Below are 23,712 nucleotides of genomic sequence, written 5' to 3'. Positions count from 1 at the left end.
ACACACCGCGGTGACGTCCGCCCGTTCCCCACGACCGGGCGGTGGAGAGGTCCGGCCAGACCTCACGCCGGGACATCCCGGCACTCCCACGTCACGAAAGGCACTCACGTGCTGACCATCGACCATCAGCTGTTCCAGGCCATCCAGCAGGAACGCATCGATCATGCGGCCGAGCTCCGGCGCGAGCGCTCCCAGCGCGACGCGGAGGAGAAGCGCCGCACGTCGCGCGACGCCACCGGCTCGCGCACCACCGCCGCCGGCGCACGCCGGGGGGCGACCCGTTGACGACACCGACCCCCTCGCACAGCCCGGCCTCACCAGCGGAACGCCCGTCGATCCGCCGGTGAGGCCGCGCCGTCGTGCCGCGTCCCTGCGCCACCTGGCCGGGCCGCGTCGTAGGGTGGGGCCGTGAGCACCAGTCCCGCCGACCGCATCGTGTGGATCGACTGCGAGATGACCGGTCTCGACGTACGCACGGATGCGCTCGTCGAGGTCGCCGCGGTCGTGACCGATTCCGAACTGAACCCGCTGGGCGACGGGATCGACGTCCTCGTCAAACCGCCGGCCGAGGCGCTGGCGCAGATGACGGACTTCGTCCGCAAGATGCACACCACCTCCGGCCTGCTCGACGCCCTCGCCGGCGGGCTCTCCCTCGCCGAGGCCGAGTCCCGCGTGCTGGAGTACATCCGCGAGTTCGTGCCCGCCCGGGGCAAGGCCCCGCTCGCGGGCAACTCGGTGGGCACCGACAAGATGTTCCTCGACGCCCAGATGCCGGCGCTGACGAACCACCTCCACTACCGCATCATCGACGTCTCCTCCATCAAGGAACTGGCCCGGCGCTGGTACCCGCGCGTCTACTTCGCCAGCCCGGAGAAGGACGGCGGCCACCGGGCGCTGGCGGACATCCTGGAGTCGATCGACGAGCTGCGGTACTACCGCGCGGCGCTCTTCCCGGCGCAGCCGGGCCCGGACACGGAGACCGCACGCGCGACGGCGGCGTCGGTCAAGGAGACGTCCGTCACGAAGCTGCTGTCCGCGGCGGAATAGATGCGAGGCCGGGGCCCGGCCTCATGTATGCTTTTCGTCGGCCGCCGGTCCAGGATCGGCGGGCATGGTGGGCGTAGCTCAGCTGGTAGAGCATCGCGTTGTGGTCGCGAGGGTCGCGGGTTCAAGTCCCGTCGCTCACCCCATGTGAAAGGCCCCTCTCGCCTCGGCGAGAGGGGCCTTCGCGCTCTGCCCGGGCTCAGCCCAGGCGGGCGACGATCGCGTCCGCGAGCCTGCCGAAGGCGTCCACGTCGCCCGCGAGGTGCAGCCACAGCGACGGCTCGGTGAGCTCCAGCTCCAGCACGAGCGGGGTGCCGTCGTCACCGGTGACGAGGTCGACGCGGGCGTACAGCAGCGGCTCGGCGACGCCGATCGCCGCGGTCGCGACCTCCAGCGCCCGGCGGGCCGCGGCGACCTGCTCGTCCGACGGCGCGAACGGCGCCATCTCCTCCAGCAGGTACAGGCCCTGGGTGGGCCGCATCGGTCCGTTGAGCAGGGCGTTCTTCCGCACGGCGTGCGTGGGCTCGCCGTCGACGAACACCACGCAGGTCTCCCCCGCGGTGTCCACGGACGTGACGTAGGGCTGGATCATGACCCAGCGACCGTCGTCGAGCAGGCGGCAGGCCCGCTTGATCGCCAGCGCCCGCGACTCGGCGTCGACCGGCTGGTACCGCCCCGTGTCGGCGGCGCCGGCGCTCACCACCGGCTTGACCACGAAGTCGCCGAACGCCGGCATCCGCGTGTGCACGGCACGCTTGGACAGGTGGCGCGCGGGGTCGAGCCAGATCGTGGGGACCACCGGGACGCCGGACTCCTCCAGCACCCGCAGGTAGCGCTTGTCGGTGTTCCACTCCAGGACGTCGGCGCCGTTGAGCAGGTTCGGGACGCTCCTGGCCCACTCGACGAACTCGTCGCGACGCGCCGAGTAGTCCCAGGTGGATCGCACGACGACGAGGTCGTAGCCCGCCCAGTCCACGGCGTCGTCGTCCCAGACCACGGGTTCCGCGGTGATCCCGCGCTCCGTCAGGGCGCCGACGAGCGGCTGGTCCCCCTTGTCGAGCTGGGGCAGGACGGAGCAGGTGGCCAGCGCAACGCGGCGGTTCTCAGTCACGGGATGCCAGCGTAGCCCCGCGGTGTGACGCGCGCCTCGCCCGGTCCACGTTCCAGGACGGCGTCGACCCGTGGCGCCCGGGCCGCCGCGGCACGACGACGCCGCCGGGCTCCGGCGGTCACCAGGTCAGGGACTCCCGGGCCGCGGCGACCTCCTCGGCGAAGTCGCGGCCGGAGGCCGGGCCGCGGCCGAGCACCGCCGCCGCCGCGTCGGGCGCACCGACCGCGACGGCCCGCCGGATCACGGCGGTGAGCAGCGCCTGCAGCTCGTGGACGATGTCCAGGCCCTGTTCGAGCGCGACGACCTGCATGACACCGTGCGTCCACAGGTCCTCGATGTCCCGTGAGGTGGAACCGCCGGCGCTGAACGGGCGCGGGGCGAGGACCTCGCGAAGCCGGTGCACCCGGGCCGCCACCAGCTTCGGGACCTGGATCAGGCCGAGGCTCTCGCCCTCCGCCAGCTCGGGCGGCAGCCCTCCCGCGCCCGAGCAGAGCCAGGTCACGGCCCGGTCCAGCCACGTGCCGGCGTACATCCACGCGTCCATGAGCGAGGATCCCGCGAGCGCGGTACGCGGGCTCAGGAAGGACGCCTGCTCGACCAACCTGCCGTCGACCAGCAGCGGGTTGTCCGACGGCCGCGCGAGATCCCCCTCCAGCGCCTCCTCGAAGCGTGCGACGACCTCGGCGAGGCTCGCCAGCACCTCGTCCGTCGCGCGGATCGCCACGGGGTCCTGTCCCAGCCGGGGCTCGATCCGCACGCCGTGCGCGGCGTCGGCGTTCTTGGCCCGTCCCGCCACGAGGGCCGCCGCGGCCACCCGCCGGAGGTCGGCCAGCGCCCCCCGCATCCGCGGCACCAGCGCCAGCGCCAGCCCCAGGTGCACGTACGAGCCGTTCATCAGGGTCAGCGCGCCCTTCGCGCCGAGATCCGCACGCGAGTGCTCCACCAGGCCGTGCGCCCACCAGGCGCCGGGGATGACGTCGCCCGACGAGTACGACGCGTCCAGCGGGACCCGGGGCGCGAACCCGGGGTCCACCGCGGCCTCGCAGACGGCCCGGTAGGTGGCGGGCGGGCATCCGGTGCCACCACGGCTCAGCTGGTGCGCCTTGGCCAGTGAAATGCACCGGGACTGCAGGCGCGTGGCCCACTCGAGGCCGGGCAGCAGATGGCTGCTCAGCAGGTCCTGCTGGAAGGCCTCGATGTCGCGGACACGGTTCTTGTCGCGGTGACCCACCTGCGTGGTGACGCCGTATCCGTCCGTGCCGCCGGCCACCAGCTCGGCCAGGGCCTTGTGCTCCGCCGCGATGCGGCGGGACGCACGGGTCCAGGCAGGCAGGGGCTTGCCGCCGTCGACCCGCGCCAGCAACTGATCGAGCGTCTCAGCCACGTCGTTCTCCCGTCATCACCAGGTAGGTGCTCGCGCCGGCGGCGATCAGCATGGCACCGGCCACCACCACCCTGAGGATGCTCGTGATCGGCGCGTCGCGCTCGACGAGGAACTCGTAGACGATCAGGGCCATCTCCATCGCGGCGATCAGCGTGAACAGGTAGAGCAGGTTGTTGCGGCGCACATCCATCTTCCTGCCGATGGCGTCGCGCGCGTCGGACGCCACGGACCGGACCGACGTGACCTGGTCGCGCAACCCCTCCCGGGACTCGTCGAGGCGCCAGGCGGCGACGGCCGAGGCGCGGGTCGCCGCCGCGGCGTGCGTGAGGTAGCGGGCGCGTTCGTCCATCACGAGCATCTGGTACTCGAGATCGGCGGCCGCCTCGGCGCCCTCGAGCACGAGCTCGTCCAGGCGGTCGGTCCGCCGCCGCCGCGACGCGTTGCGCATCCGGCCCATCTGGTCGAGCATCCCCCGGTACGCGCCGTCGAAGATGATCCACTCCTCGGTGGCGGCGAGCACGCCTTCCTCGACGTCGTCCAGGAAGGCCCCGTCGGGGACGTACGTGTACCCGTCGCCCACCTCGACGCGGTCGCCGCCGTGCGTCAGCCCGTGGACCGCGCAGACCTCCGGGGCGGGCGCGACCAGCAGGCGGTGCCACCAGATGATCTGCCCCTCGAAGGCCGCGCCGGCGTCGGTGCCGAGGTGCCGGCGGACGACGGCCACGGTCTCGCCGGCGATGCGGTCGACGTCCCCGCGCAGCCGCGTCTCGAGGCTCCTGAGCTCCTCCAGGCCGGCCACCTCGACGTCCAGGGTGAGCGTGGCGATGCCCAGGGCGGACAGGTGCAGCGACGCCTCGTGCTCCCGCACCGCGACGCGCGCGAGCGCGCGCCGCGAGACGAGGCCCGCCCCGGCGCCCGGCTTGTGGTCCTCGATGACCAGGTCGGACTCGACGGGCATGTTCATCGTCGCGCCGAGATCCGCGAGAAGCCTGCCGATCAAGCTGTCCCGCTCGACGCGCATCGACCCGTCCTCGCGCCAGATGCGGTCGAGGACCTTGGGAACCATGAACGGGGCCATGAGTCTGACATGCACACCGTGACATTACCGGACGAAGCGCATGCCCTGGCGCGGGCCCGGGGCTCCCCGCGAGATCACGCGCGAGGTGCCGGCGTCCTGGCCGGATGCCGCACGCCGGTCAGGCGAAGTGCTTGCTCAGGACCGCCCGGTAGGTGGGGCCGGCGGCATCGAGGAGGTCGCAGCCCTCCGAGGTGATCGCGAGGAAGTTGGAGCGGCGGTCGTTGTCGCAGGCGCCGCGCTCCACGAGCCCGGCCTTCTCCAGACGGGTGACGGTCCGGGAGAACGCGCTCTGGCTGAGGTACATCTGGGCCTCGAGATCCTTCATCAGGATCTTGTTCTTCGCCTTGCCGCAGCTCTTGGAGAGGATCTTGAGCAGCTCGAAGTCGCTCATGCCCAGGCCGTGCCCGGACTGCAGCGCGTGCTCCAGCTGGCCGGAGACGCTGTGGTAGGCGTGCAGGACGTCGGACCACTGCGCGTCCACCCGGAACTCAGGTGTGGCGAACTCCGATACAGCCTCCATGACCGGGACCCTACCATGCCCGAGCATTTTATGTCCAGGCATTTTATGCGTTGACATCTCATGCGCGCGCATTTATGTTGGCGCCATGGCTCTCACCGCAACGGAACCACCGGCCACCCCGGCCACCGACGCCCGCGATCTCGCCCCGCACGCCCCGCGGACATGGAGCCCGCGGCTCTGGGCCGTGCTCGTCGTGGCAGGCCTCGCGATGTTCCTCGACGCCCTCGACGTGTCGATGGTCGGCGTCGCGCTCCCGTCGATCGGCGCCGAGCTCGGTCTCGGGACGGCCTCGCTCCAATGGATCGTCAACGGTTACATCCTCGGCTACGGCGGGCTGCTGCTGCTGGGCGGCCGCCTGGCGGACCTGCTCGGGCGGCGCCAGGTGTTCCTCACCGCGCTCGTCGTCTTCGGCGCCGCCTCGCTCGTGGGCGGGCTCGTGGACAACGAGGCGCTGCTGATCGCGTCCCGCATCGTCAAGGGCGTCGCCGCCGCGTTCACGGCGCCGGCCGCGCTCTCGATCATCACCACGACCTTCAAGGAGGGCCACGACCGCAACCGGGCCCTGTCGATCTTCACCGTCTTCGGCGCCACCGGCTACGCCTCCGGCCTGGTCGCGTCCGGCGCGCTGACCAGCATCGACTGGCGGCTGACGTTCTTCGCGCCCGTCGCCGTCGTGATCGCCCTGATCATCGCCGCGTTCATCGTGGTCCCGAGGACCACCCAGCGCGAGGCGGGCACCGTCGACCTCGCCGGGGCCGCCACCCTCACGGGCGGGATGCTCGCGGCGGTCTACACGATCGTGACCGTCCCCGAGACCGGCTTCACCCCGCTGGTCACCACGACCACCGTGGCCGCCGTCCTGCTCCTGGGCGCGTTCTTCGTGCTGGAGAACCGCGTGCGTCACCCGCTGGTGCGCCTGAGCATCTTCAAGGTCCGGTCCATCGTGCGCGCCAACCTGGCCGCCCTGGCGATCTTCGGCTCGTACGTCTCGTTCCAGACCATCGTCACGCTGTACCTGCAGAACACGCTGCAGTGGGCCCCGATCGAGATGGCCCTCGCGCTGGCCCCGGCCGGCGTCATCGTCGCGATCCTGTCGCCGCTCGCGGGCCGGTTCATCGACCGCTTCGGCACGACGTCGATGATCATCACCTCCATGGCCGCGTTCGTGCTCGGCTACACGTGGTTCATCGTGCGGGGCGGCTCGCCCGAGCCGAACTACGTCACCGACTACCTGCCGGCCTTCCTGCTGCTCGGGCTCGGGTTCGCGATCGGGTTCTCGGCGGTCATGGTCCAGGCCACCGAGGGCATCTCCGACGACGAGCAGGGCCTGGCCTCGGGCCTGGTCCAGACCTCCGGCCAGATCGGCGGGGCGGTCGTCCTCGCGATCGTCACGGGCCTGATCTCCGGTGGCGTCGCCACCTCGATCGCCCAGTACCGGCCGGGCCTGTACCTGGTCACGGCGGTAGCCGTCATCGGCCTGGCCGCCAGCGCCACGGCCCTCGTCGGCCGCCCGAAGCCGGCCCTCTCCCCCGCGAGCTGACCCCGGCCCGCGCTCCGCGCACCGGGTAGACCCGCCGGACACGCGTCGGAGGGGCCACCGTCGTCCTGACGGTGGCCCCTCCGACGTGTTCGCGTTCACGTGTTCGCGTTCACGTGTTCGTGCGTCCGGGCGTCGTGCGCCCGGGTGTCGGTGCGGCCGGGGTCAGGCGAGGCCGGCCCGGCGCAGGGCGTCCGCCAGGGCCGTGTCGGCCGCGGGCTGGCCGCCCCGGCCGCCGCCGCCACCGTTTCCTCGGCCGCCCTGTCTGCCGCGCTGACCGCCGCCCTGTCCGCCACGGTCCCCGCCACGTCCGCCCCGGCCCTCGCTGCCGGGACGCCCCCGGACCGCCCCGCGCGCGGCGGCGTCGTCGTCGGAACCGGCGGAGCCGCCCGCACCCGGGAGCTCGTCGTTCAGGCGCAGCGTGAGGGAGATGCGCTTGCGGGCGGCGTCGACCTCCAGCACCTTGACCTTGACCACGTCACCCGACTTCACGACGTCGCGCGGGTTCTCCACGAACCGGTCGCTCATCGCCGAGACGTGGACGAGTCCGTCCTGGTGCACACCCACGTCCACGAACGCGCCGAAGGCGGCGACGTTGGTGACCTGACCCTCCAGGATCATGCCCGGCACCAGGTCCGTCAGCTTCTCCACGCCGTCGGTGAACGTCGCCGTCGTGAACTCCGGCCGCGGGTCACGACCGGGCTTGACCAGCTCGGCGAAGATGTCGGTCACGGTGGGCAGGCCGAACGTCTCGTCGACGAAGTCGGTCGGCTTCACGCCCTTGAGCGCCCCCGCGTTCCCGACGACGCCGGTCACGTCCACGCCCGCCGCGGTCACGATCTTGCGGGCGAGCGGGTACGCCTCCGGGTGCACCGACGAGGCGTCCAGCGCCTCGGCGCCGCCGCGGATCCGCAGGAAGCCCGCGCACTGCTCGAACGCCTTGGGCCCGAGCCGGGCGACGTCCTTCAGCCCGGCCCGCGACGCGAACGGCCCTCGTGCGTCCCGGTGCGCGACGATCGCCTCGGCCAGCGTCCTCGTGATCCCGGAGACCCGGCTCAGCAGCGGCACCGACGCGGTGTTCAGGTCCACGCCGACGCCGTTCACGCAGTCCTCGACCACCGCGTCGAGCGACCGCGACAGCTTCGTCTCGGTGATGTCGTGCTGGTACTGGCCGACGCCGATCGACTTCGGGTCGATCTTGACCAGCTCGGCCAGCGGGTCCTGCAGCCGCCGGGCGATGGACACGGCGCCGCGCAGCGACACGTCGAGCTCCGGCAGCTCGGCCGAGGCGTAGGCGGACGCCGAGTACACGGATGCGCCCGCCTCGCTCACCACCACCTTCGTCAGCCCGAGCTGCGGCGCCTTCTTCATGAGATCCGCGGCCAGCCGCTCCGTCTCGCGCGAGGCGGTGCCGTTGCCGATCGCCACCAGGTCGACCTGGTGCCGCGCCGCGAGCGCCCCGAGCTTCGCCAGCGACTCGTCCCACCGGTTGGCGGGCGCGTGCGGGTAGATCGTGTCGGTCGCGACGACCTTGCCGGTCGCGTCCACGACCGCGACCTTCACGCCGGTGCGCAGGCCGGGGTCGAGCCCCATCGTGGCCCGGGTCCCGGCGGGTGCGGCGAGCAGGAGGTCCCGCAGGTTGTCGGCGAAGATCTGCACGGCGCCGTCCTCGGCCTCGGTGCGCAGCCGCAGCCGGGCGTCGATCCCGAGGTGCACGAGGATCTTGGTGCGCCAGGCCCACCGGACGGTGTCGCCGAGCCAGCGGTCGCCGGCGCGCCCCTCCTGCCGGATCCCGAAGCGGTCGGCGATGGCCGCCTCGTACGACGTCGGCACGCCGGGCTCGGCGTCGGGCTCCGGATCGATCACCAGATCGAGCGCCTCCTCCTTCTCGCCGCGGAACATCGCCAGGATGCGGTGCGACGGGAGGCTGGACAGCTCCTCGGAGTAGTCGAAGTAGTCGGAGAACTTGGCGCCCTTCTCGGCGGCGCCGTCGCGCAGCCTCGAGACCATACGCCCGCGGGCCCAGAGGCGCGTCCGCAGCGTACCGATGAGGTCGGCGTCCTCCCCCATGCGCTCCACGAGGATGGCGCGCGCGCCGTCGAGGGCGGCCTTGACGTCCGCCACGCCCTGCTCGGCGTCGACGTACGACACCGCCTGCCGCTCCGGGTCGAGCGTCGCGTCCCCGATCAGCGCGTCGGCCAGCGGCTCCAGGCCCGCCTCGCGCGCGATCTGGGCCTTGGTGCGGCGCTTCGGCTTGTACGGGAGGTAGATGTCCTCGAGGCGCGACTTGGTGTCGGCGGTGAGGATCTGCGCGCGCAGCTCGTCGGTGAGCTTGCCCTGCTCGTCGATGGACTGCAGGATCGCCGCCCGGCGCTCCTCCAGCTCCCGCAGGTAACGCAGCCGCTCCTCGAGCGTGCGCAGCTGCGCGTCGTCGAGCGTGCCCGTCACCTCCTTGCGGTACCGGGCGATGAACGGGACCGTCGCCCCGCCGTCCAGCAGGCCGACGGCCGCGGCGACCTGGTTCTCCCGGACGCCCAGCTCCTCGGCGATGCGTGCGTTGATGCTCTGCACTGTCCCCTACCTCGTCGTCTCCACGGCCCCGCCTCGGGACCGGATCAGATCATGCCAGGAGACACCGACATCCACGAAGCACGCCGCGCAGGGCGAGGGCCGGGGAACGAGTCACCTGTCAGGCGAGCTTCAGCTGCATCTCGGCGCAGCCGCCGGCCGGGCGGAACCCCATGGCCACGTTGATGGCCAGCATGTAGGGGTTCTCCTCGTTGTTCCAGGTCCAGACGCGCTTCACGCCGGGCCGCGCGACGACGAGCGCCTGGGCGTTGACCGCCTTGACGAGCAGGCCGAGCCGGTGCCCGCGGTGGGCGCGGAGCACCACGGTGGTGTTCTGCTCGGCGTACTCGCCGGCCGCCTCCGCCCGGAACGCCAGCATCGTCATCGCCACGAGCTCACCCGTCGGCACGTGTTCGGCCGCCGTGATCAGATACCCCTTGCCGCGCGCGGCAAGCTGCTCGTGAGCGTTCCGCACGCGCTCCGCGTCCCACGGGTCGTCCTCGACGTCCTGGTCGCCGCGCGGCTCGTCGGCCGCGAGCGCCGTCTCCAGGGCCGCGTAGGCGTCGATCCACTCGTCGGGGATCCGGTCACGCCAGGTGTGCAGGCGATACGTCTCACCGGCCACCGCCCGGCCCTCCGCCTCGAACGCCTCCAGCGCGCCCGGGGCGAACGGCAGCTCCAGCAGTGACTTGCGCTCCACGATCGCGCACTCGAACCCGAGCGACAGCGCCCGCCGGATCCCCGGCAGCCCTGCCGCGACCCGCCCCTTCCCGGACGACGCCGTCACCCACTCGGCCGTCGCGGGATCCTCGTCGCCGAAGTCGACCGAGTACAGCACCGTGTCGCGCCCGGCGGCGCGAGCCCGCGCGAGCAGCGCCTCGGCAAGCGCCCGCCCGACGGCGTCGGCGTCGTCCTCGTACCCGCGTGCCACCTGGATCTCGAACTGCGCGAGGTGAGTGTTCGACGACGTCGGCAGGAACAGGAATCCGTGCCCGACGACGCGCGGCCGCGCGCCGTCGTCCTCCACCGCCACGAGGCGACAGAAGTCGGCGTACCGCTGGTTCGACATCTGCACGTGGAGGTCGACGACGCTCCTCGCGGTATCGGCCGCACCCCACGTCTCGACCGCGAACCCGCGCTCGACCTCCGCGATCCCCCGGTAGGCCCAGGAGTCAGGATGGTCGACGGACACGGGGTGCGGGGCCTCGACGATGCGCATCCTCACAGGATGCGCCGCGCCCGCCGACCCGGCCAGGGATTTTCCGCGCCCCCGCGACACCTACCGCGGGTCGATCTCGTCCGCCCACGCAGTGAAACGACCGATCATCGCATCACGCCGGACGGGATCGACCTCGTACTGCCCGAAGACGGCCGCCGGATGCCGGGCAATCATGCGGAATCGATCAGCCAGCAAGGCACGGTCGAGGGGCGTCGCTTCAATGGTGTCGCCCATCATGAGGAGGTCCGCCTTCGTGAACCGACCTGAACCGAGCACGGTGTCGATGTCCACGAAGTCGCGCGCCTCGCCGCGTGACCACAGCGCTCCCATCTTGTTGGCCACAGCATCCCGCGGGTCGAGCACCGGACCGATCGCGATGCGACGGGGTGGGAACTCCCGCCAGTCCCACCCGAGCTGAATGTCACTCTGCTGCCAGTCTTGCGGATCGACAACCTTGAGGTCCGCGAATGTTGCGCCGATCCGGTTGTCGCTGACCTCGAGACCGGACTCGCTCAGGGCCTCTCGCAGAGCAAGCACGGCCTCTGCGAAACGCTCTGGGTCGCCCTGGTCGGTGAAGAGATCAACGTCCATCGAGGGCCGGTCGCCCATACCGTTGGCAGACAGCGCATAGCCGCCGGCGAGCACGAATCCGTACGCCTCAAGCGCCTCCAGCCCAATTCGGGTCAGACGCTCGTGAAAGTGAAGCACTAGATGATTTTGGACGAGCTTGCATCGTGCGACAACTCGGGGAACTCTCGCTCCCACAGCGCCCTGCATGCGACCGGGAGATTGAGCTCGCGCCACAACGCGATGAGCGTCGCGCGATCAAGCAGCTGTTCCTGTTCCTGCCCGGTGCCGTCACGAACGACCGCACTGTAGAGATGCCATCGCATGGCCTCGTCCGAGAGGTCGTACACAGGATCGGGAGCAGTACTGATCGGTGGCCCCACACGCACCACACCCTGGGTCGGACCGTGCAAGGCATCGAGAGATCGCGGTGTGTGATACGCGATGCGTTCCGCGTACCGGGATCCTCGGGCGACCCGCCCGCGAGCATGCACGTCCTCAGCGGCCATCGGTCACCCTCCTTCCGGTGTACGTCCGTTCGCCAACCGGATCCAGCGTATCGCCACGCACCAGACCGGCACCAGGCACCTGGTAACTAGGTATCCTGCGGCGGTGATCGTGTCGATGGATTCCCCGGACCGGGCCGACGTCGTGCGGCTGCTCGACGAGCATCTCGCGGACATGTTCGCGACGTCGCCGGCCGAGAGCGTGCATGCCCTGGACCTCGCGGCCTTGCTCGCGCCGTCGGTCACGTTCTGGACCGCGCGGGAAGGCAGGACCCTGCTCGGGTGCGGGGCCATGAAGGAACTCGACCGGGAGTCCGGGGAGATCAAGTCGATGCGGACCGCGGCGACAGCCCGCGGGCAGGGCGTCGCCGCCGCCGTGCTGGCGGAGATCCTCCGGGAAGCCCGGACCCGCGGATACCAGCGCCTGAACCTGGAGACCGGATCCCAGGAGTTCTTTGCACCCGCACGCCGCCTGTACGAACGCCATGGGTTCACCGAATGCGGGCCGTTCGCCGACTACGTCGAGGACCCCCACAGCATTTTCATGACCCTGTCGCTCTCCTGACGCCGCCCCAGCCGACGCCGCGGCCTGTATGCCACGCCTGTCAGGGTGAGGGCCGGGTCGCGGAGGCGGTGGGGCCGGATTCCAGGGCGGCCCGGAGAACCGGGAGGATTCGCGAGAGGTGGGCGACGTCGTCGTCGGGCAGACCCGTGGCGCGGACGACCGCGCCGACCTCGCGGGCGGCGGCCGGCAGCAGGTCGTCCAGGACCTGGCGCCCCTCGGGCGTCAGCGCGAGGAACGAGGAGCGGCCGTCCTCGGGGTCGGGTATCCGGCGCACGAAGCCGTCCCGCACCTGCCGGTCGACCCCCTTGCTCGCCGCGCCAACGGTGATGCCGAGGCGGCGCACGACGTCGGACACCCGGCAGCCCGGGACCTCCGCGATGGTGCGGAGCGCGTCGAGGCGGCCGATCCCGTGGCCGGTCGCGGCCCGCAGCCGGGCGTCGAGGAGGGTGTAGAGCCGGACCTCGACCCGCACGAGGTCGTCGAGCAGCCGCACGAGGTCCGGCCCGCCGGGCGGAATAGATTCCTCGGAATCTTGTTTAGTTTCCATGGAAGCTATCCTGCCGCACGAGGAGAACCATGGACCAGCAGTCCCTCACCGAACTCCGCACGTTCTACGCGTCCTTCGGCCGGTTGCCACTCCCCGGCGGCACCCGCGTGACCGAGACCGCGCTGGGCGGCGTCCCCGCGCTCGCGATCACCCCACCACGAGCCGGCGACGCCGCGGGCACCCTGCTCTACCTGCACGGCGGCGGCTACGCGATCGGCAGCGCGCACACGGGCGCACCGCTCGCGGCGGCGCTCGCCGACCGGGCGGGCCTGCGGGCGCTCTCGCTCGGCTACCGCCTCGCCCCGGAGCACCCGTTCCCCGCGGCGGTCGACGACGCGCTGGCCGCGTACCGCGCTCTGATCGGCGACGTCGATCCCGCCCGTGTCGTCCTCGCGGGCGACTCCGCGGGCGCGGGCCTTGCCCTGGCGACGACGCTGGCGGCCCGTGCCGCGGGCCTGCCGCTGCCGGCCGCGATCGTCGCGTTCTCCGGCTGGTTCGACCTCACGCTGTCGGGTGCCAGCCTGACCGCCAAGGAGAGCGTCGACCCGCTCTTCGACGCCGCCGACATCGCGGGGTACGCCGGGCTGTACCTGCCCGACGCCGCCGACCCCGCCGACCCGCTCGCGAGCCCCCTGCTCGCGGACCTGCGCGGCCTGCCGCCGCTCCTGCTCCAGGCCGGCTCGCACGAGGTGCTGCTCGACGACACGACGGGCCTCGCCGCCCGCGCGGCCGCCGCGGACGTCGAGGTCGTCCTCGAGACGTACCCGGGCAGCGCGCACGTGTTCCAGCACAACCACACCACGGAGCCGGCCGCGGCCCGGGCCATGGACGCCGCCGCGAGCTTCCTGGCCCGGCGGCTCGGCGTCGTCGTGCCTCAGGGGTGACGCGGGACCGCCCGGTCCGGGAGCCCGTCGCCGGCCGGGCCCACGGCCCGATCGACCACGAGCAGGTCGCCCCCAGGCGCTGACCTCACGACAGCGGCCGCGATGCGTCGCAGCCGGCACCCGCCGGCTGCGACGCATCGCGGCCACTCGTCCTCAGGGATCCTGCGATCGATCCGGGCCAGGGGCCCGGGTCAGTGCGAGGTCGCCTTCTCGGCGCCCGCGCCCGTCAGGGAGCGGACCTCCATCTCCGCGTACTTCTCCGGGTGCGACTGCTCCTTGCTCAGGTACGTGCCGACGACGCCGAGCACGAACGCGAGCGGGATCGTCACGATGCCCGGGTTGTCGAGCGGGAACCAGTGGAAGTCGACCGACGTGTCCTTGATCATCGACAGGCTCGCCCCGGTGACCGGGTCGACCTTGCCGGACACCACCGGCGAGAAGATGATCAGCACGACCGTCGAGATCAGGCCGCCGTACATGCTCCACAGCGCGCCCGACGTGTTGAACCGCTTCCAGAACAGCGAGTAGATGATCGTCGGCAGGTTCGCCGCCGCCGCGATGCAGAACGCCAGCGCCACGAGGAACGCGATGTTCTGGCCGTTGGCGAAGATGCCGCCCACGATCGCGACCGCACCGATGACGACGACCGTCCAGCGGGCCACCTTGACCTCGCCGTCCGGGGAGACCTCGCCCTTCTTGATGATCGACGCGTAGATGTCGTGCGCGAAGCTCGTCGCCGCCGTGATCGTCAGGCCGGCCACCACCGCGAGGATGGTCGCGAAGGCGACCGCCGCGATGACGCCGAGCAGGATCTCGCCGCCCAGGGCGAACGCCAGCAGCGGCGCGGCCGAGTTGGCTCCGCCCGGCGCGGCCTTGATGACCTCGGGGCCCACGAGCGCGCCCGCGCCGTAGCCCAGCACCAGCGTGAACAGGTAGAACAGGCCGATCAGCCAGATCGCCACGACCACGGACTTCCGGGCGTCCTTGGCGGACGGCACCGTGTAGAAGCGCGTGAGCACGTGCGGCAGGCCCGCGGTGCCGAGCACCAGGGCCAGCGCCAGGGACAGGAAGTCGATCTTGGTGACGTCGGAGACGCCGTACTTGACCCCCGGCTCCAGGATCGCGTCCGTGCCGGCCTTGTCGACCGCGGCCTGCATCAGGCCCGACAGGTCGAAACCGTGCAGCACCAGCACCCACACCGTCATGACGCCGGCGCCCACGATCAGCAGGGTGGCCTTGATGATCTGCACCCAGGTGGTGCCCTTCATGCCGCCCACCAGCACGTACAGGATCATCAGCGCGCCCACGACGGCGATCACGACGCCCTGCCCCGCGAGGTCCGTCACGCCGAGCAGCAGGGCGACCAGGCCGCCCGCGCCGGCCATCTGGGCCAGCAGGTAGAAGAACACCACGGCGAGCGTGGAGAGGGCCGCCGCCAGCCGCACCGGCCGCTGCTGCAGCCGGAACGAGAGCACGTCGGCCATCGTGAACTTGCCGGTGTTCCGCAGCAGCTCGGCCACGAGCAGCAGCGCGACGAGCCAGGCGACCAGGAACCCGATCGAGTACAGGAAGCCGTCGTAGCCCTGCAGGGCGATGGCGCCCGCGATCCCCAGGAAGCTCGCGGCCGACAGGTAGTCGCCCGCGATCGCGGTGCCGTTCTGGGTCCCGGTGAAGCTGCGGCCGCCGGCGTAGAAGTCCGCCGCCGACTTGTTCTGCCCGGACACGCGGAACACGACGACGAGCGTGACGACGACGAACGCGGCGAAGATGCCGATGTTGATCCAGGTGTTGCCGACGTTGGTGGCCTCGGCAGCCATGACGACGCCGTTCACAGCTCGCCCTCCTCGATCTCCTCACGCAGGGCCGTGGCCCGCGCGTCGAACCTGTCGTTGGCCCACCGCGCGTAGAGCGTGGTGATCACGAACGTGGACACGAACTGCAGGAGGCCGAAGACCAGGCCCACCGTGATGTTCGAACCGCCGAGGCGCGTGCCCATGAAGTCGGTCGCGTAGACGCTCATCACCGCGTAGAGGAAGTACCAGACCAGGAAGAGCGCCGTCATGGGAAAGACGAAGTTCCGGAACGCCCGGCGCAGGCTCTGGAACTCCTCTGATCTCTCGACACGTTGGTAATCGGTTTCGACCGGCGAACTGCCGGCCTGTGTCTCACTCATGACGCCTCCATTGGCCCATGCGGCGCGCGCCGTCGGCCCGCCACCCGGTGCGCCCTTCGCACCGTGGCCCAATGTGCCGCACCTCACATGCTTCTGGCAAACACCTGTCCCGGCAGGTCGGGGCCAACGGCAATGCTCAGGTCACGACTGGGACTATCTCCAAGGGCCCGGGGACAACTTCGGAGCGTCGCCACCACGGTCGCGCACCCCGCCTGGATACGCTGGTCATCCCCCGTTTCAGTACTTCCCCAGGAGCGCAGATGCCCGGCCTCGCCCCCATCGCCTTCATGATCACGCTGGCCGCCACCGCGATCGCCGTCATCCATCACTCGAGCCTGCGGTCCGGCGCCACGTCCGGCGCCGCCGGACCCGAGGACGACCGCGCCGCCGAGTCCGGCTGGATCCTCGACGTCCTCCTGGCGGCGCACGCGGCCGTCTACGTCTGGCTCACGCTCGCGACGCGCGAGGTCAACCGCGGGGAGCTGAGCCTCGTCCCGCTCGCCGACGTCGGCCCCACCCTGACCGCCTGGTTCACGGAGTGGATCCCGCAGCACGGGCTGACGCAGGTGCCGCCGCAGGTCATGCTCGTCGCGGTGAACTTCCTGCTGCTCGCGCCGTTCGGCGCCGTCGCGCCGCTGCGCTGGCGGTGGCTCTCGACCGGCCTGCGGGTGCTCGGCGCGGCGGCGGCCGTCGCCGTCGCGGACGAGCTGCTGCAGCTGCTCCTCGGGCGCGGACGGGTGGTGTCGTTCGACGACGTCCTGGTCCAGGCCCTCGGCGCGTGCGCGATCTACGCGATGACCGACGCCGCCCTCAAGGCCCGCGACCGCCGCCTCGCCACCGCCCGCGAGGCGAGCTGACGGCCCGGGCTCACGGCCGTCCGCCGCCGGGCGGGCCAGGCAGGACTGCCCGGTCGGGTCCGGCCGCCGGGCCCGGCGCCGGGCCCGGCCGCCGGTCCGCCGTCAGCCCCAGCGGTGCTCCACCACCCTGCCGGGCTCCCCGGACAGCGCGTCGGCGAAGAGCTCGCCCAGGTAGGGAGCGACGCTCCGGGCATAAACCCCGGTGAGGTGGAACCCGTCGCGGTACACGATCGCGTGCCCGATGACCGGCGAGCACGTCTCGGGCCCGCAGTACAGGTCCGTGGCGTCCACGAACACGGCGTTCGGGTCCCGCCGGGCGGCCTCACGCAGCCCGTCGCCGGCGACGACGTCGGCCCGCGGCCTGCTGCAGGCCGCCGCGGCCTTGCCGGGCCCCGCCTCCGTGACGCACGGCACCACCTCGCTCCAGTACCTGGTGGCGCTGTACTCGAAGACCGGCACGTCCTTGAGCGCGATGATCCGCGTGGCGCCCGAGGGGCGCAGCGCCCACTGCTCGGCGAGCCCGTTCGCGAGCGCCACGATCCGGTCGTCGCCCTCACCGGGTGCGTTCTGCACCGACGTCCGCGCGGAATGCGTCGCGATGATCGCGTCGAGTTCCGGGATGGCCCTGAGGTGCTCGGTCACCTGCTGGTTCCACTGGTCGCAGAGCCCGGCCAGCTCGGTCCCGGCGGCCAGGCGCGAGCGCGAGTTCCAGTGGCACCCGGCGCGCCCGGCGACGTCGATGCGCCAGTTGTAGCGTTCCGCGATCCACTGGTAGGCGCCGGCCAGGGCGTGGTTGTGGGAGTCGCCGACGGCGAACAGATGCCTGTCGTACCCGGTGGCCGGGCCGACGGTGCAGATCCGCAGCTCGACGGGGCGTTCCTTGTTGGACCAGCAGCCCTCGACGCTGTGCTGGTCGGTGTCCAGCGTGGCGACCGCCGGGACCATCACGCCCTCCAGCTCGGGGGCCTCGCAGGGCCGCTTGGCGGGGTCCAGCACGGCCGCGCCGAGGCAGGGGTGCTCGCCGCCGGAGACGAGCTCGTCGATCCGCGCCTGCTCGGCCGCCTGGGCGCGGTCCACGGCCTGCAGCCCGGCGTACGAACCGCCGGCGACCAGCCCGACGGCCGCCACGGCCGCGATCAGCGGCGTGGCGCGGGACCGGCGCACGGCGGCGGCGTGCAGCGGGTCGAGCGCCTTGTGCGTGGCCCACGCCAGCACCCCCGCCACTCCGAGCAGCAGGGCGGCGTCCGGGACGGAGATCGTCTCGTGCTGCCGCCACTGCAGGAACGCGACGAGCAGGACCCAGTGCCACAGGTACAGCCCGTAGGAGATGTCCGCGACGAACGTCACCGGCCGCAGGTTCAGCGCCCGGCGCACCAGCGTGGGCCGCTCGCTCACGGAGCCGAGCACCACGAGCAGGGCCCCGGCCACGGGCCACAGCGCGAGCGGGCCGGGGAACACCGCCCCGCCGTCGATCACGAACCCGCAGGACACGACCAGCGCCAGGCCGGCGGCGGCGAGGAACCCCGCGACCGGAGCGGGCATCCGCACCCGCGGCAGCACGATCGCGAGCAGGGCGCCGGCGCCCAGCTCCCAGAACCGGGCCCCGGTGTGGAAGTAGGCCTCGGGCTGGTTGGCGCGCGACAGCTGCACGGCGAACGCGAAGGACGCCACGGTCGCGAGGCCGACGACGGCGGCGGCGAGCACCCGGGTCGCGCGGCTCCCGGCCCGGCCCGCGAGGGCACCGAACGCGAGGATGACCAGCGGCCAGGCCAGGAAGAACTGCCCCTGCACCGACAGCGACCAGAAGTGCTGCAGCGGGCTCGCCTCCGGCCCCGCGGCGCCGTACGCGAGCTGGCCGGAGATCATCTCCCAGTTGAGGTAGTACAGCGCCGAGGCGATGATCTCGCGGCCCGTCTGGTGCCAGGACATCTCCGGCGCCACGAGGAGCGTCAGCACCCAGCAGGCCGCGAGCACCACGAGCGCGGGGAGCACGAGCCGCAGGAACGTGCGCCCGTAGTACTCGACGAGGCGGAGGTCGCCGCGCGTCACGCGTCCCAGGTGCGAGCGCGTCGCCAGGAAGCCGGAGAGCACCAGGAAGACGTCCACGCCGCCCGACACCCGCCCGTTGCCGAACAGATGGAAGGCCGCGACCAGGGCGAGCGCGATCCCGCGCAGGCCGTGGATCTCTTCGATGCGGCCGCGCGAGCGGTCGGTGCGGACCGTTCCGGGCGCCGCGGGGGGCCGTGAGGCGATGTCGAGGGCCATGGCGTTTCTCTCGTCGTTTCCTACCAAAGGTGTCGGAAAACTATCAGGAGAACGCGCGGTCCGGGATCCGGTCGCGGCCCGGCCGACACGATCCGCGCACGGCCCCCGCCGGATCGCTACACACGCGTGTAGGTCAGGTCGGTGATCTCCCGCCCCGCCCGGTGCGCCTTGCGCTCGAAACCGGTGACGATCCGGCCCTCGAACCGCGGGGCCGCCGTGCGCGGGCCGTGCGCGCCGGCCAGCGCGGGCTCGGCGTCCAGCACGTCGAACATCTGCCCGGCGTAGTCGGCCCAGTCCGTCGCGAGCCGCCACGTACCGCCCGGCCGCAGCGCCCGCGCCGCGGTGGCGGCGAACTTCGGGGTGACCAGCCGCCGCTTCTTGTGCCGCGACTTGTGCCACGGGTCCGGGAAGAACGTCCACAGCTCGTCGAGCGACCCGGCCGGAACCGCCGTCTCGAGCAGTTCCGCCGCGTTGACCTGGACCACCCTCAGATTCGGGAGGCCGGCGACGTCGTCGTCCACCGCCCCGCGGCCGGCCGCGGCCTCGGCCGCCGCGCGATCCGCGCGGACCATCACCTGCGCCACCCCCGGCTTGTACACCTCGACGGCCAGGTAGTCCCGCTGCGGGTCACGGCCCGCGGCCGCGACGATCGCGTCCCCCTGCCCCGATCCGATCTCGAGCACCAGCGGCGCCACCCGCCCGTACACCCGCTCGGCGTCGAACCGCCAGGAGGTGTCGAGCGACATCCGCCCGACACCCCGCGGCACCTCCACCAGATAGGCGTCCCTCCGGGTGTCCCACGCCCGCTGCTGCGCGTCGGTCAACCGCCCCGACCGGGAGGAGAAGCTCACGGGCGACAACCGAAAACGGGGCGGCTCGAAGGACGAGGAAGGCTGACTCACCGGAAGATCCTATGTGGTCGGTCCGTTGCCGGTGCGATCGGCCGCCCGAGCGGCCGACTGCACTGACAACGGACCGACCATCACCCCCAGCCGTCAGCCTGCCGTGCGGAACCAGGACGGGGACGCAGTCGAGCGGCCGCCGCCGGTGGTCTCCGCCGTGACGAACCACGCGTACGTGCGGCCCGGCTGCAGCCCGGTCCACTCCGCCCGCGCGACCTCGCCGGAGGCCGTCACCACCCGCCCGATCTCCTCGCGGCCGTCGTACACGACCAGCGACTCCGTCGCGAAGCTGGTGGCCCGGCTCGTCAGGTCGACGGGGAGCACCATGTTGTCCTCCAGGCCGTTGAACCGCCGGTCCTCGTCGTACTCGGTCGCGCCGAACTCGTCCAGCAGCGGCGAGTACGTGTCCACGTGCAGCTCGCCGCGGTCGACGTCGAACTGCAGCATCCGGAAGAACGACGCCCCGAACCGCAGCCGCGTCGCCGGGTCGTGGAACGCCTGCAGCCCGAGCCGGTCCGCCCGCACCGTGTAGAACTGGTAGTCGGCGAGGAGCTCGACGACGCCGTGCCCGATCTCGTCCGCGACCGGCGGCCGCACGTTCGTCCCGACGCCGTGCCGGTGCCCGGCCAGCACGAGGAACAGGTTCGGGTTGTCCCGCACCAGCAGGTTGTACAGCAGCGGCCCGTCCGACCCGCCGAACGCGGCCCCGCGCCCGTCGGGCGAGGCGGACGGCTCGATGTAGTCGTGCGTGAGCAGGATGCCGTTGCGGTCCGGGTACCGCTGGAGGACCGACGCCGCCCACTCCGCCTCGGCGCGCGTCACGCCGTAGCTCAGCCCCACCACCACGAAGTCGAGGCCGCCGGCCGTGAACAGGTCGTAGTGGTTCTCGTTCGAGCCCGGCGTCATCGTCCCGCCGTAGGAGGCGTTCTCCCAGTTCCGGGCCGCGGCCTCGTAGCGGCCGGGCCCGAAGTGCTCGTCGTAGAGCGTCGGGTCCTGCCCCGACTGGTTGTCGTGGTTCCCGGCGACGACGCCGTTCGGGATGCCGGCAGCGTCGATCCGGCCCTGGGCACCGGACGCGAACTCGAACTCGCCCCTCACCTGCGCCTCGAGCTCCGGGCCGAACGGCCGGATGTTGTTCTCGATGATGTCGCCGGTGTGCGCGACGTACGCGATCTTCCGGTCCGCGGCGTTCCGGGTCACCCAGTCCATGACGCTCGTGTAGCCGCGCGCCCAGACCTCCCGCTCGGCGGCGTCGTCGTGCTCGACCGCCCCCTCGCTCAGGTACTGCGTGTCCGTGTAGTGGACCATCGAGAAGTCGTAGCCGGACGGGTCCGCGAAGCGGTCCGGGTCGCCCGGGTCGATGTCGTCGGCGAACGGGTCCGTGCCCGTGACCATGGCGTGCACGGTCCCCGCGTCGTCGTGCTCCGGGCCGACGACGGCCTCGAGCGCGGTGTCGCCCCCGGCGGCCCCGCGGCGCGCCGCCAGCTCGTCCCAAGCATGGGTCCGCAGGTTCCAGGCGTGCAGCGTGACGAGGCGCGCCGGGTCCACGGCGCCCTCCCAGCGCAGCACGGGCGCGGGCCCGCCGGTCCGGGCCGGCACGTCGAACCGCTGGTAGGTCACGTCGCGGGACGACGGCGACGCCACGATCCGCTCGTCACCCGGCGCGAAGGCACCGGTGTCGCCGATCGCGCTCTCCCCCGGGACCTGCAGCGTGGTGGGCACCGCGGCGGCCTCGCCCTGCCAGGCACGGCCCGGGGTGACCGCCTCGGCGCGGGTGAAGGTGGTCGTCACGTCCCCGCCGTCGGGCTCGCCGACGCGCGCCGACAACGTGACGGGCGCCTCGACGCCCCGGCTCCCGGACGCCGGCGTGAGCTCCGCGGGCGCGTCCGGGATCCCGGCGCTCGTGAAGGTGATCGCCCGCTCGGTCTCGTTGCCGAGCCCGTCGCGCGCGGTGACCCGCAGCGTGTGCTCGCCCGCCGCGAGGCCGGGCCCGACGAGATCGCCGACGGCGATCTCGTCCCCGTCGAGCGTGACGTGCGGTCCGTCGGCGACGCCGGACGCGTCCTCCAGCTCCACCGCGAGCGACACGGCCGAGGTGATCCGCTCGCCGGCCGCCGGGGTGCTCGACGTGACCGCCGGGCCGGCGTTGTCGGTGAAGAAGGTGCGGGTCGCGGTCCGCCCGGCGACGGAGGTCGCGGCCAGCGCGTGCTCGCCGTCGCGCAGCCGGTCGGTACGGACCTGCGCGAGCAGCCCGCGGGCCGGGGCGTCGACGTGGAAGACCCAGTCCACCTCGACCTCGGGGCTGACGCTGGACCCGCAGTTCCCGTCACCGAGGTTGTGGGCGGCGCGCAGGCTCACGTGGCGGGCCGTGCCCTCGGCGGGGCGCAGCTCGGGGGCGGACAGCGTGTAGTCGTCGCGGTTGTCCCCGCACGACGTGCCGTACAGCGTCCCGGCGACCAGGTCCACGCGGTTCCACCCCGCCAGCAGCCACTGGTTCGGCACGGTGATCTCGACGCGCTCCGAGACGTAGTCACGCTCGGTGAGCTCCAGCCGGTTCCCGTTGATCGTCAGGTAGGACGCGTACCGCGCCTCCATCGAGTTCGAGCCGATGCCGAACGCGAGGGTCGCGTCGCCCGCGCCGAGCGAGTCCGCGGCGGTGACCGCCGGGGCGTCGATCGTCCACGTGGTCGCGGCCTCCCGCAGCAGCGACTCGTTCGAGCCGCAGGAGCCGTCGCCCATCGCGTAGCTCGCCGCCGCGTCGCCCGGTACGGCCGCGCCGTCGAACGTCAGCCTGAGGCCGGAGATCGTGAAGTCGTCGCGGTTCGCGCCGCAGTCGGACGGGTAGTCCCCGGTGACGACCTCGATCGTGTTCTCGCCCGGCACCAGGATGCCGCCCGGCAGCGTGACGTCCACGCGCCGGCTCGCCCAGTCGCCGCCGAGCTCGACCCGGTGCCCGTTCACGCGCAGGAAGTTGTGGAAGGCGTCGTCGATCGAGTTGGAGCCGACGTCGAACGACAGCACCGCGGCCTGCCCGCCCAGGGTCGCCGTCGCGGGCGGCGCGTCGCCGTCGACCGTCAGCGTCGCGACGCCGCCGTCGCCGCCCGCCGCCGTCGCCGCGACGACCGGCTGCACGCCGTTGACCAGCACGCCGTCCGCCGGCGTGAGCCGCGGCGCGCCCGCCGGGGCGTTGTTCACGACGATGTCGTGCTCGGTGTCCGCCCCGGCGACGGTGACTCCCGCGAGCTCGTGCTCGCCGTTGCTCAGGGTGGTGGTGTCGAGCTCCGCGGTGAGGCCCGTGGTGGCCTGCGGGTCGTGCTGCACGAAGAAGCTCAGCTCGGCCGTGAGCAGCTTCTTGCTGGAACCGCAGTTGCCGTCGCCGAAGTCGTAGCCGTACTCGTTCTCCTCGCCGTCGGCCGTCTCGCCGAGCAGCTCCAGCGTGAAGTCCGAGAACGCGAAGTCGTCGTAGTTCGTGCCGCAGGAGGTGTTCTCCTTGGGCCCCACGTGGACCACGACGACGTTCTCGCCGCTGGTCAGGTACTGGTTCGGCACCTCCAGCGTGGCCCGCTCGCTCGCCCACGTCTCAGGCTGGTCGATCCGGTGCCCGTTGATCTCGAACCAGTTCCCGAACGTCGCGTCCGCGGAGTTGCTGCCCACCTCGAACCGCAGCGCCGACGTCCCGTGCGTCGCGGTCGCGCCGGGGATCTCCGCCCCGTCCACCCGCAGGCTCGCGACGCTCGCGCCGGGCGCCGTCGGCGTCGCCGCGACGGTGACGGTCCCCTCGAGATAGGCCCCGCGCCCCGGCGTCAGGATCGGCCCGCTCCCCTTGGAGGTACCGGGCTTCCCCGGGCGGTCCTTCCCCGCCGTCAGAGGATCCTCGGCCGACGACGTCGTCCCCGACGACGCGGCGCCGGTCACCGCGGAGGCCGACGTCGTCGTCACCCACCCTCCGAACAGCACCGCGGCCGCCGTGGCGGCGGCCGCCACC

At 72.3% G+C, this 23,712-nt stretch carries 20 protein-coding genes and 1 tRNA gene; 7 read left to right on the top strand and 14 right to left on the bottom strand.

Translation table 11 applies throughout. The features are described from left to right. Window positions 1-108: 108 nt before the first annotated feature. The 3 genes from ABD208_RS04305 (at window position 109) to ABD208_RS04295 (ending at window position 1,190) form a co-directional block, all read left to right on the top strand. Window positions 109-285, top strand: coding sequence for a hypothetical protein (locus ABD208_RS04305; RefSeq protein WP_344099827.1), 177 nt, complete (start codon window positions 109-111; stop codon window positions 283-285). Window positions 286-408: 123 nt separating this feature from the next. Then, window positions 409-1,047, top strand: coding sequence for an oligoribonuclease (gene orn, locus ABD208_RS04300; protein ID WP_344099825.1), 639 nt, complete (start codon window positions 409-411; stop codon window positions 1,045-1,047). Between the two features lie 67 nt (window positions 1,048-1,114). Beyond that, a tRNA-His gene (locus ABD208_RS04295) sits at window positions 1,115-1,190 on the top strand. A 53-nt stretch (window positions 1,191-1,243) separates the two neighbouring features. Here the strand turns inward: ABD208_RS04295 and ABD208_RS04290 are convergent. From ABD208_RS04290 to ABD208_RS04275, 4 genes are all read right to left on the bottom strand, one after another. Then, window positions 1,244-2,155, bottom strand: coding sequence for an ATP-grasp domain-containing protein (locus ABD208_RS04290; RefSeq protein ID WP_344099823.1), 912 nt, complete (start codon window positions 2,153-2,155; stop codon window positions 1,244-1,246). A gap of 118 nt (window positions 2,156-2,273) precedes the next feature. Then, on the bottom strand, window positions 2,274-3,539 hold the full coding sequence (locus ABD208_RS04285; RefSeq protein WP_344099821.1) for an aromatic amino acid lyase: 1,266 nt from the start codon (window positions 3,537-3,539) through the stop codon (window positions 2,274-2,276). Further along, on the bottom strand, window positions 3,532-4,632 hold the full coding sequence (locus ABD208_RS04280) for a hypothetical protein (RefSeq protein WP_344099819.1): 1,101 nt from the start codon (window positions 4,630-4,632) through the stop codon (window positions 3,532-3,534). The genes ABD208_RS04285 and ABD208_RS04280 overlap by 8 nt, the downstream gene beginning before the upstream one ends. A gap of 103 nt (window positions 4,633-4,735) precedes the next feature. Further along, complete coding sequence (locus ABD208_RS04275) at window positions 4,736-5,137, bottom strand: MarR family winged helix-turn-helix transcriptional regulator (protein WP_344099817.1); 402 nt, start codon at window positions 5,135-5,137, stop codon at window positions 4,736-4,738. A gap of 85 nt (window positions 5,138-5,222) precedes the next feature. Here ABD208_RS04275 and ABD208_RS04270 point away from each other — a divergent pair, with 85 nt between their 5' ends. Then, the gene (locus tag ABD208_RS04270) at window positions 5,223-6,677 is read left to right on the top strand and encodes an MFS transporter (RefSeq protein ID WP_344099815.1); all 1,455 of its coding nucleotides are present in this window, start codon (window positions 5,223-5,225) and stop codon (window positions 6,675-6,677) included. Between the two features lie 162 nt (window positions 6,678-6,839). Here the strand turns inward: ABD208_RS04270 and ABD208_RS04265 are convergent, their stop codons facing one another. From ABD208_RS04265 to ABD208_RS04250, 4 genes are all read right to left on the bottom strand, one after another. Then, the gene (locus ABD208_RS04265; protein WP_344099813.1) at window positions 6,840-9,245 is read right to left on the bottom strand and encodes a Tex family protein; all 2,406 of its coding nucleotides are present in this window, start codon (window positions 9,243-9,245) and stop codon (window positions 6,840-6,842) included. A gap of 118 nt (window positions 9,246-9,363) precedes the next feature. Beyond that, on the bottom strand, window positions 9,364-10,461 hold the full coding sequence (locus ABD208_RS04260; RefSeq protein ID WP_344099811.1) for a GNAT family N-acetyltransferase: 1,098 nt from the start codon (window positions 10,459-10,461) through the stop codon (window positions 9,364-9,366). A gap of 60 nt (window positions 10,462-10,521) precedes the next feature. Next, window positions 10,522-11,169, bottom strand: a complete 648-nt coding sequence (locus tag ABD208_RS04255) for a nucleotidyl transferase AbiEii/AbiGii toxin family protein (RefSeq protein ID WP_344099808.1) — start codon at window positions 11,167-11,169, stop codon at window positions 10,522-10,524. Then, window positions 11,169-11,537 (bottom strand): hypothetical protein, encoded by a 369-nt coding sequence (locus tag ABD208_RS04250; RefSeq protein ID WP_344099806.1) that lies wholly within the window; start codon window positions 11,535-11,537, stop codon window positions 11,169-11,171. Before ABD208_RS04250 ends, ABD208_RS04255 begins: the two co-directional genes overlap by 1 nt. A gap of 115 nt (window positions 11,538-11,652) precedes the next feature. Between ABD208_RS04250 and ABD208_RS04245 the strand changes: the two genes are divergently transcribed. Further along, entirely contained in the window at window positions 11,653-12,099 is a 447-nt protein-coding gene (locus ABD208_RS04245) for a GNAT family N-acetyltransferase (RefSeq protein ID WP_344100035.1), read from the top strand. Between the two features lie 40 nt (window positions 12,100-12,139). On the opposite strand, the gene ABD208_RS04240 is transcribed toward ABD208_RS04245, so the two are convergent. Continuing rightward, the gene (locus tag ABD208_RS04240) at window positions 12,140-12,646 is read right to left on the bottom strand and encodes a MarR family winged helix-turn-helix transcriptional regulator (protein WP_344099803.1); all 507 of its coding nucleotides are present in this window, start codon (window positions 12,644-12,646) and stop codon (window positions 12,140-12,142) included. Between the two features lie 29 nt (window positions 12,647-12,675). Between ABD208_RS04240 and ABD208_RS04235 the strand changes: the two genes are divergently transcribed. Next, the gene (locus tag ABD208_RS04235) at window positions 12,676-13,530 is read left to right on the top strand and encodes an alpha/beta hydrolase (RefSeq protein WP_344099800.1); all 855 of its coding nucleotides are present in this window, start codon (window positions 12,676-12,678) and stop codon (window positions 13,528-13,530) included. A gap of 191 nt (window positions 13,531-13,721) precedes the next feature. Here the strand turns inward: ABD208_RS04235 and ABD208_RS04230 are convergent, their stop codons facing one another. Together ABD208_RS04230 and ABD208_RS04225 are read right to left on the bottom strand one after the other, a co-directional pair. Then, on the bottom strand, window positions 13,722-15,347 hold the full coding sequence (locus ABD208_RS04230) for a solute symporter family protein (RefSeq protein WP_344100033.1): 1,626 nt from the start codon (window positions 15,345-15,347) through the stop codon (window positions 13,722-13,724). Between the two features lie 11 nt (window positions 15,348-15,358). After that, complete coding sequence (locus ABD208_RS04225; protein WP_344099798.1) at window positions 15,359-15,703, bottom strand: DUF485 domain-containing protein; 345 nt, start codon at window positions 15,701-15,703, stop codon at window positions 15,359-15,361. Between the two features lie 260 nt (window positions 15,704-15,963). Here ABD208_RS04225 and ABD208_RS04220 point away from each other — a divergent pair, with 260 nt between their 5' ends. Then, window positions 15,964-16,560, top strand: coding sequence for a VanZ family protein (locus ABD208_RS04220; RefSeq protein ID WP_344099796.1), 597 nt, complete (start codon window positions 15,964-15,966; stop codon window positions 16,558-16,560). Window positions 16,561-16,662: 102 nt separating this feature from the next. Here the strand turns inward: ABD208_RS04220 and ABD208_RS04215 are convergent, their stop codons facing one another. The 3 genes from ABD208_RS04215 to ABD208_RS04205 all read right to left on the bottom strand — a co-directional run bounded on the left by ABD208_RS04215 (window position 16,663) and on the right by ABD208_RS04205 (window position 23,711). Beyond that, a complete protein-coding gene (locus ABD208_RS04215; RefSeq protein ID WP_344099794.1) occupies window positions 16,663-18,825 on the bottom strand; it encodes an acyltransferase family protein in 2,163 nt (720 codons plus the stop codon). Between the two features lie 116 nt (window positions 18,826-18,941). Next, a complete protein-coding gene (gene trmB / locus ABD208_RS04210) occupies window positions 18,942-19,676 on the bottom strand; it encodes a tRNA (guanosine(46)-N7)-methyltransferase TrmB (protein ID WP_344099792.1) in 735 nt (244 codons plus the stop codon). A gap of 144 nt (window positions 19,677-19,820) precedes the next feature. Continuing rightward, window positions 19,821-23,711 (bottom strand): metallophosphoesterase, encoded by a 3,891-nt coding sequence (locus ABD208_RS04205; RefSeq protein WP_344099790.1) that lies wholly within the window; start codon window positions 23,709-23,711, stop codon window positions 19,821-19,823. Window position 23,712 lies beyond the last annotated feature (1 nt).

This window comes from Myceligenerans crystallogenes (assembly GCF_039529775.1).
GTDB lineage: Bacteria > Actinomycetota > Actinomycetes > Actinomycetales > Cellulomonadaceae > Myceligenerans > Myceligenerans crystallogenes.
Note: the sequence above shows the minus strand (reverse complement) of the source record. Positions and strands in the feature narration are given on the sequence as shown.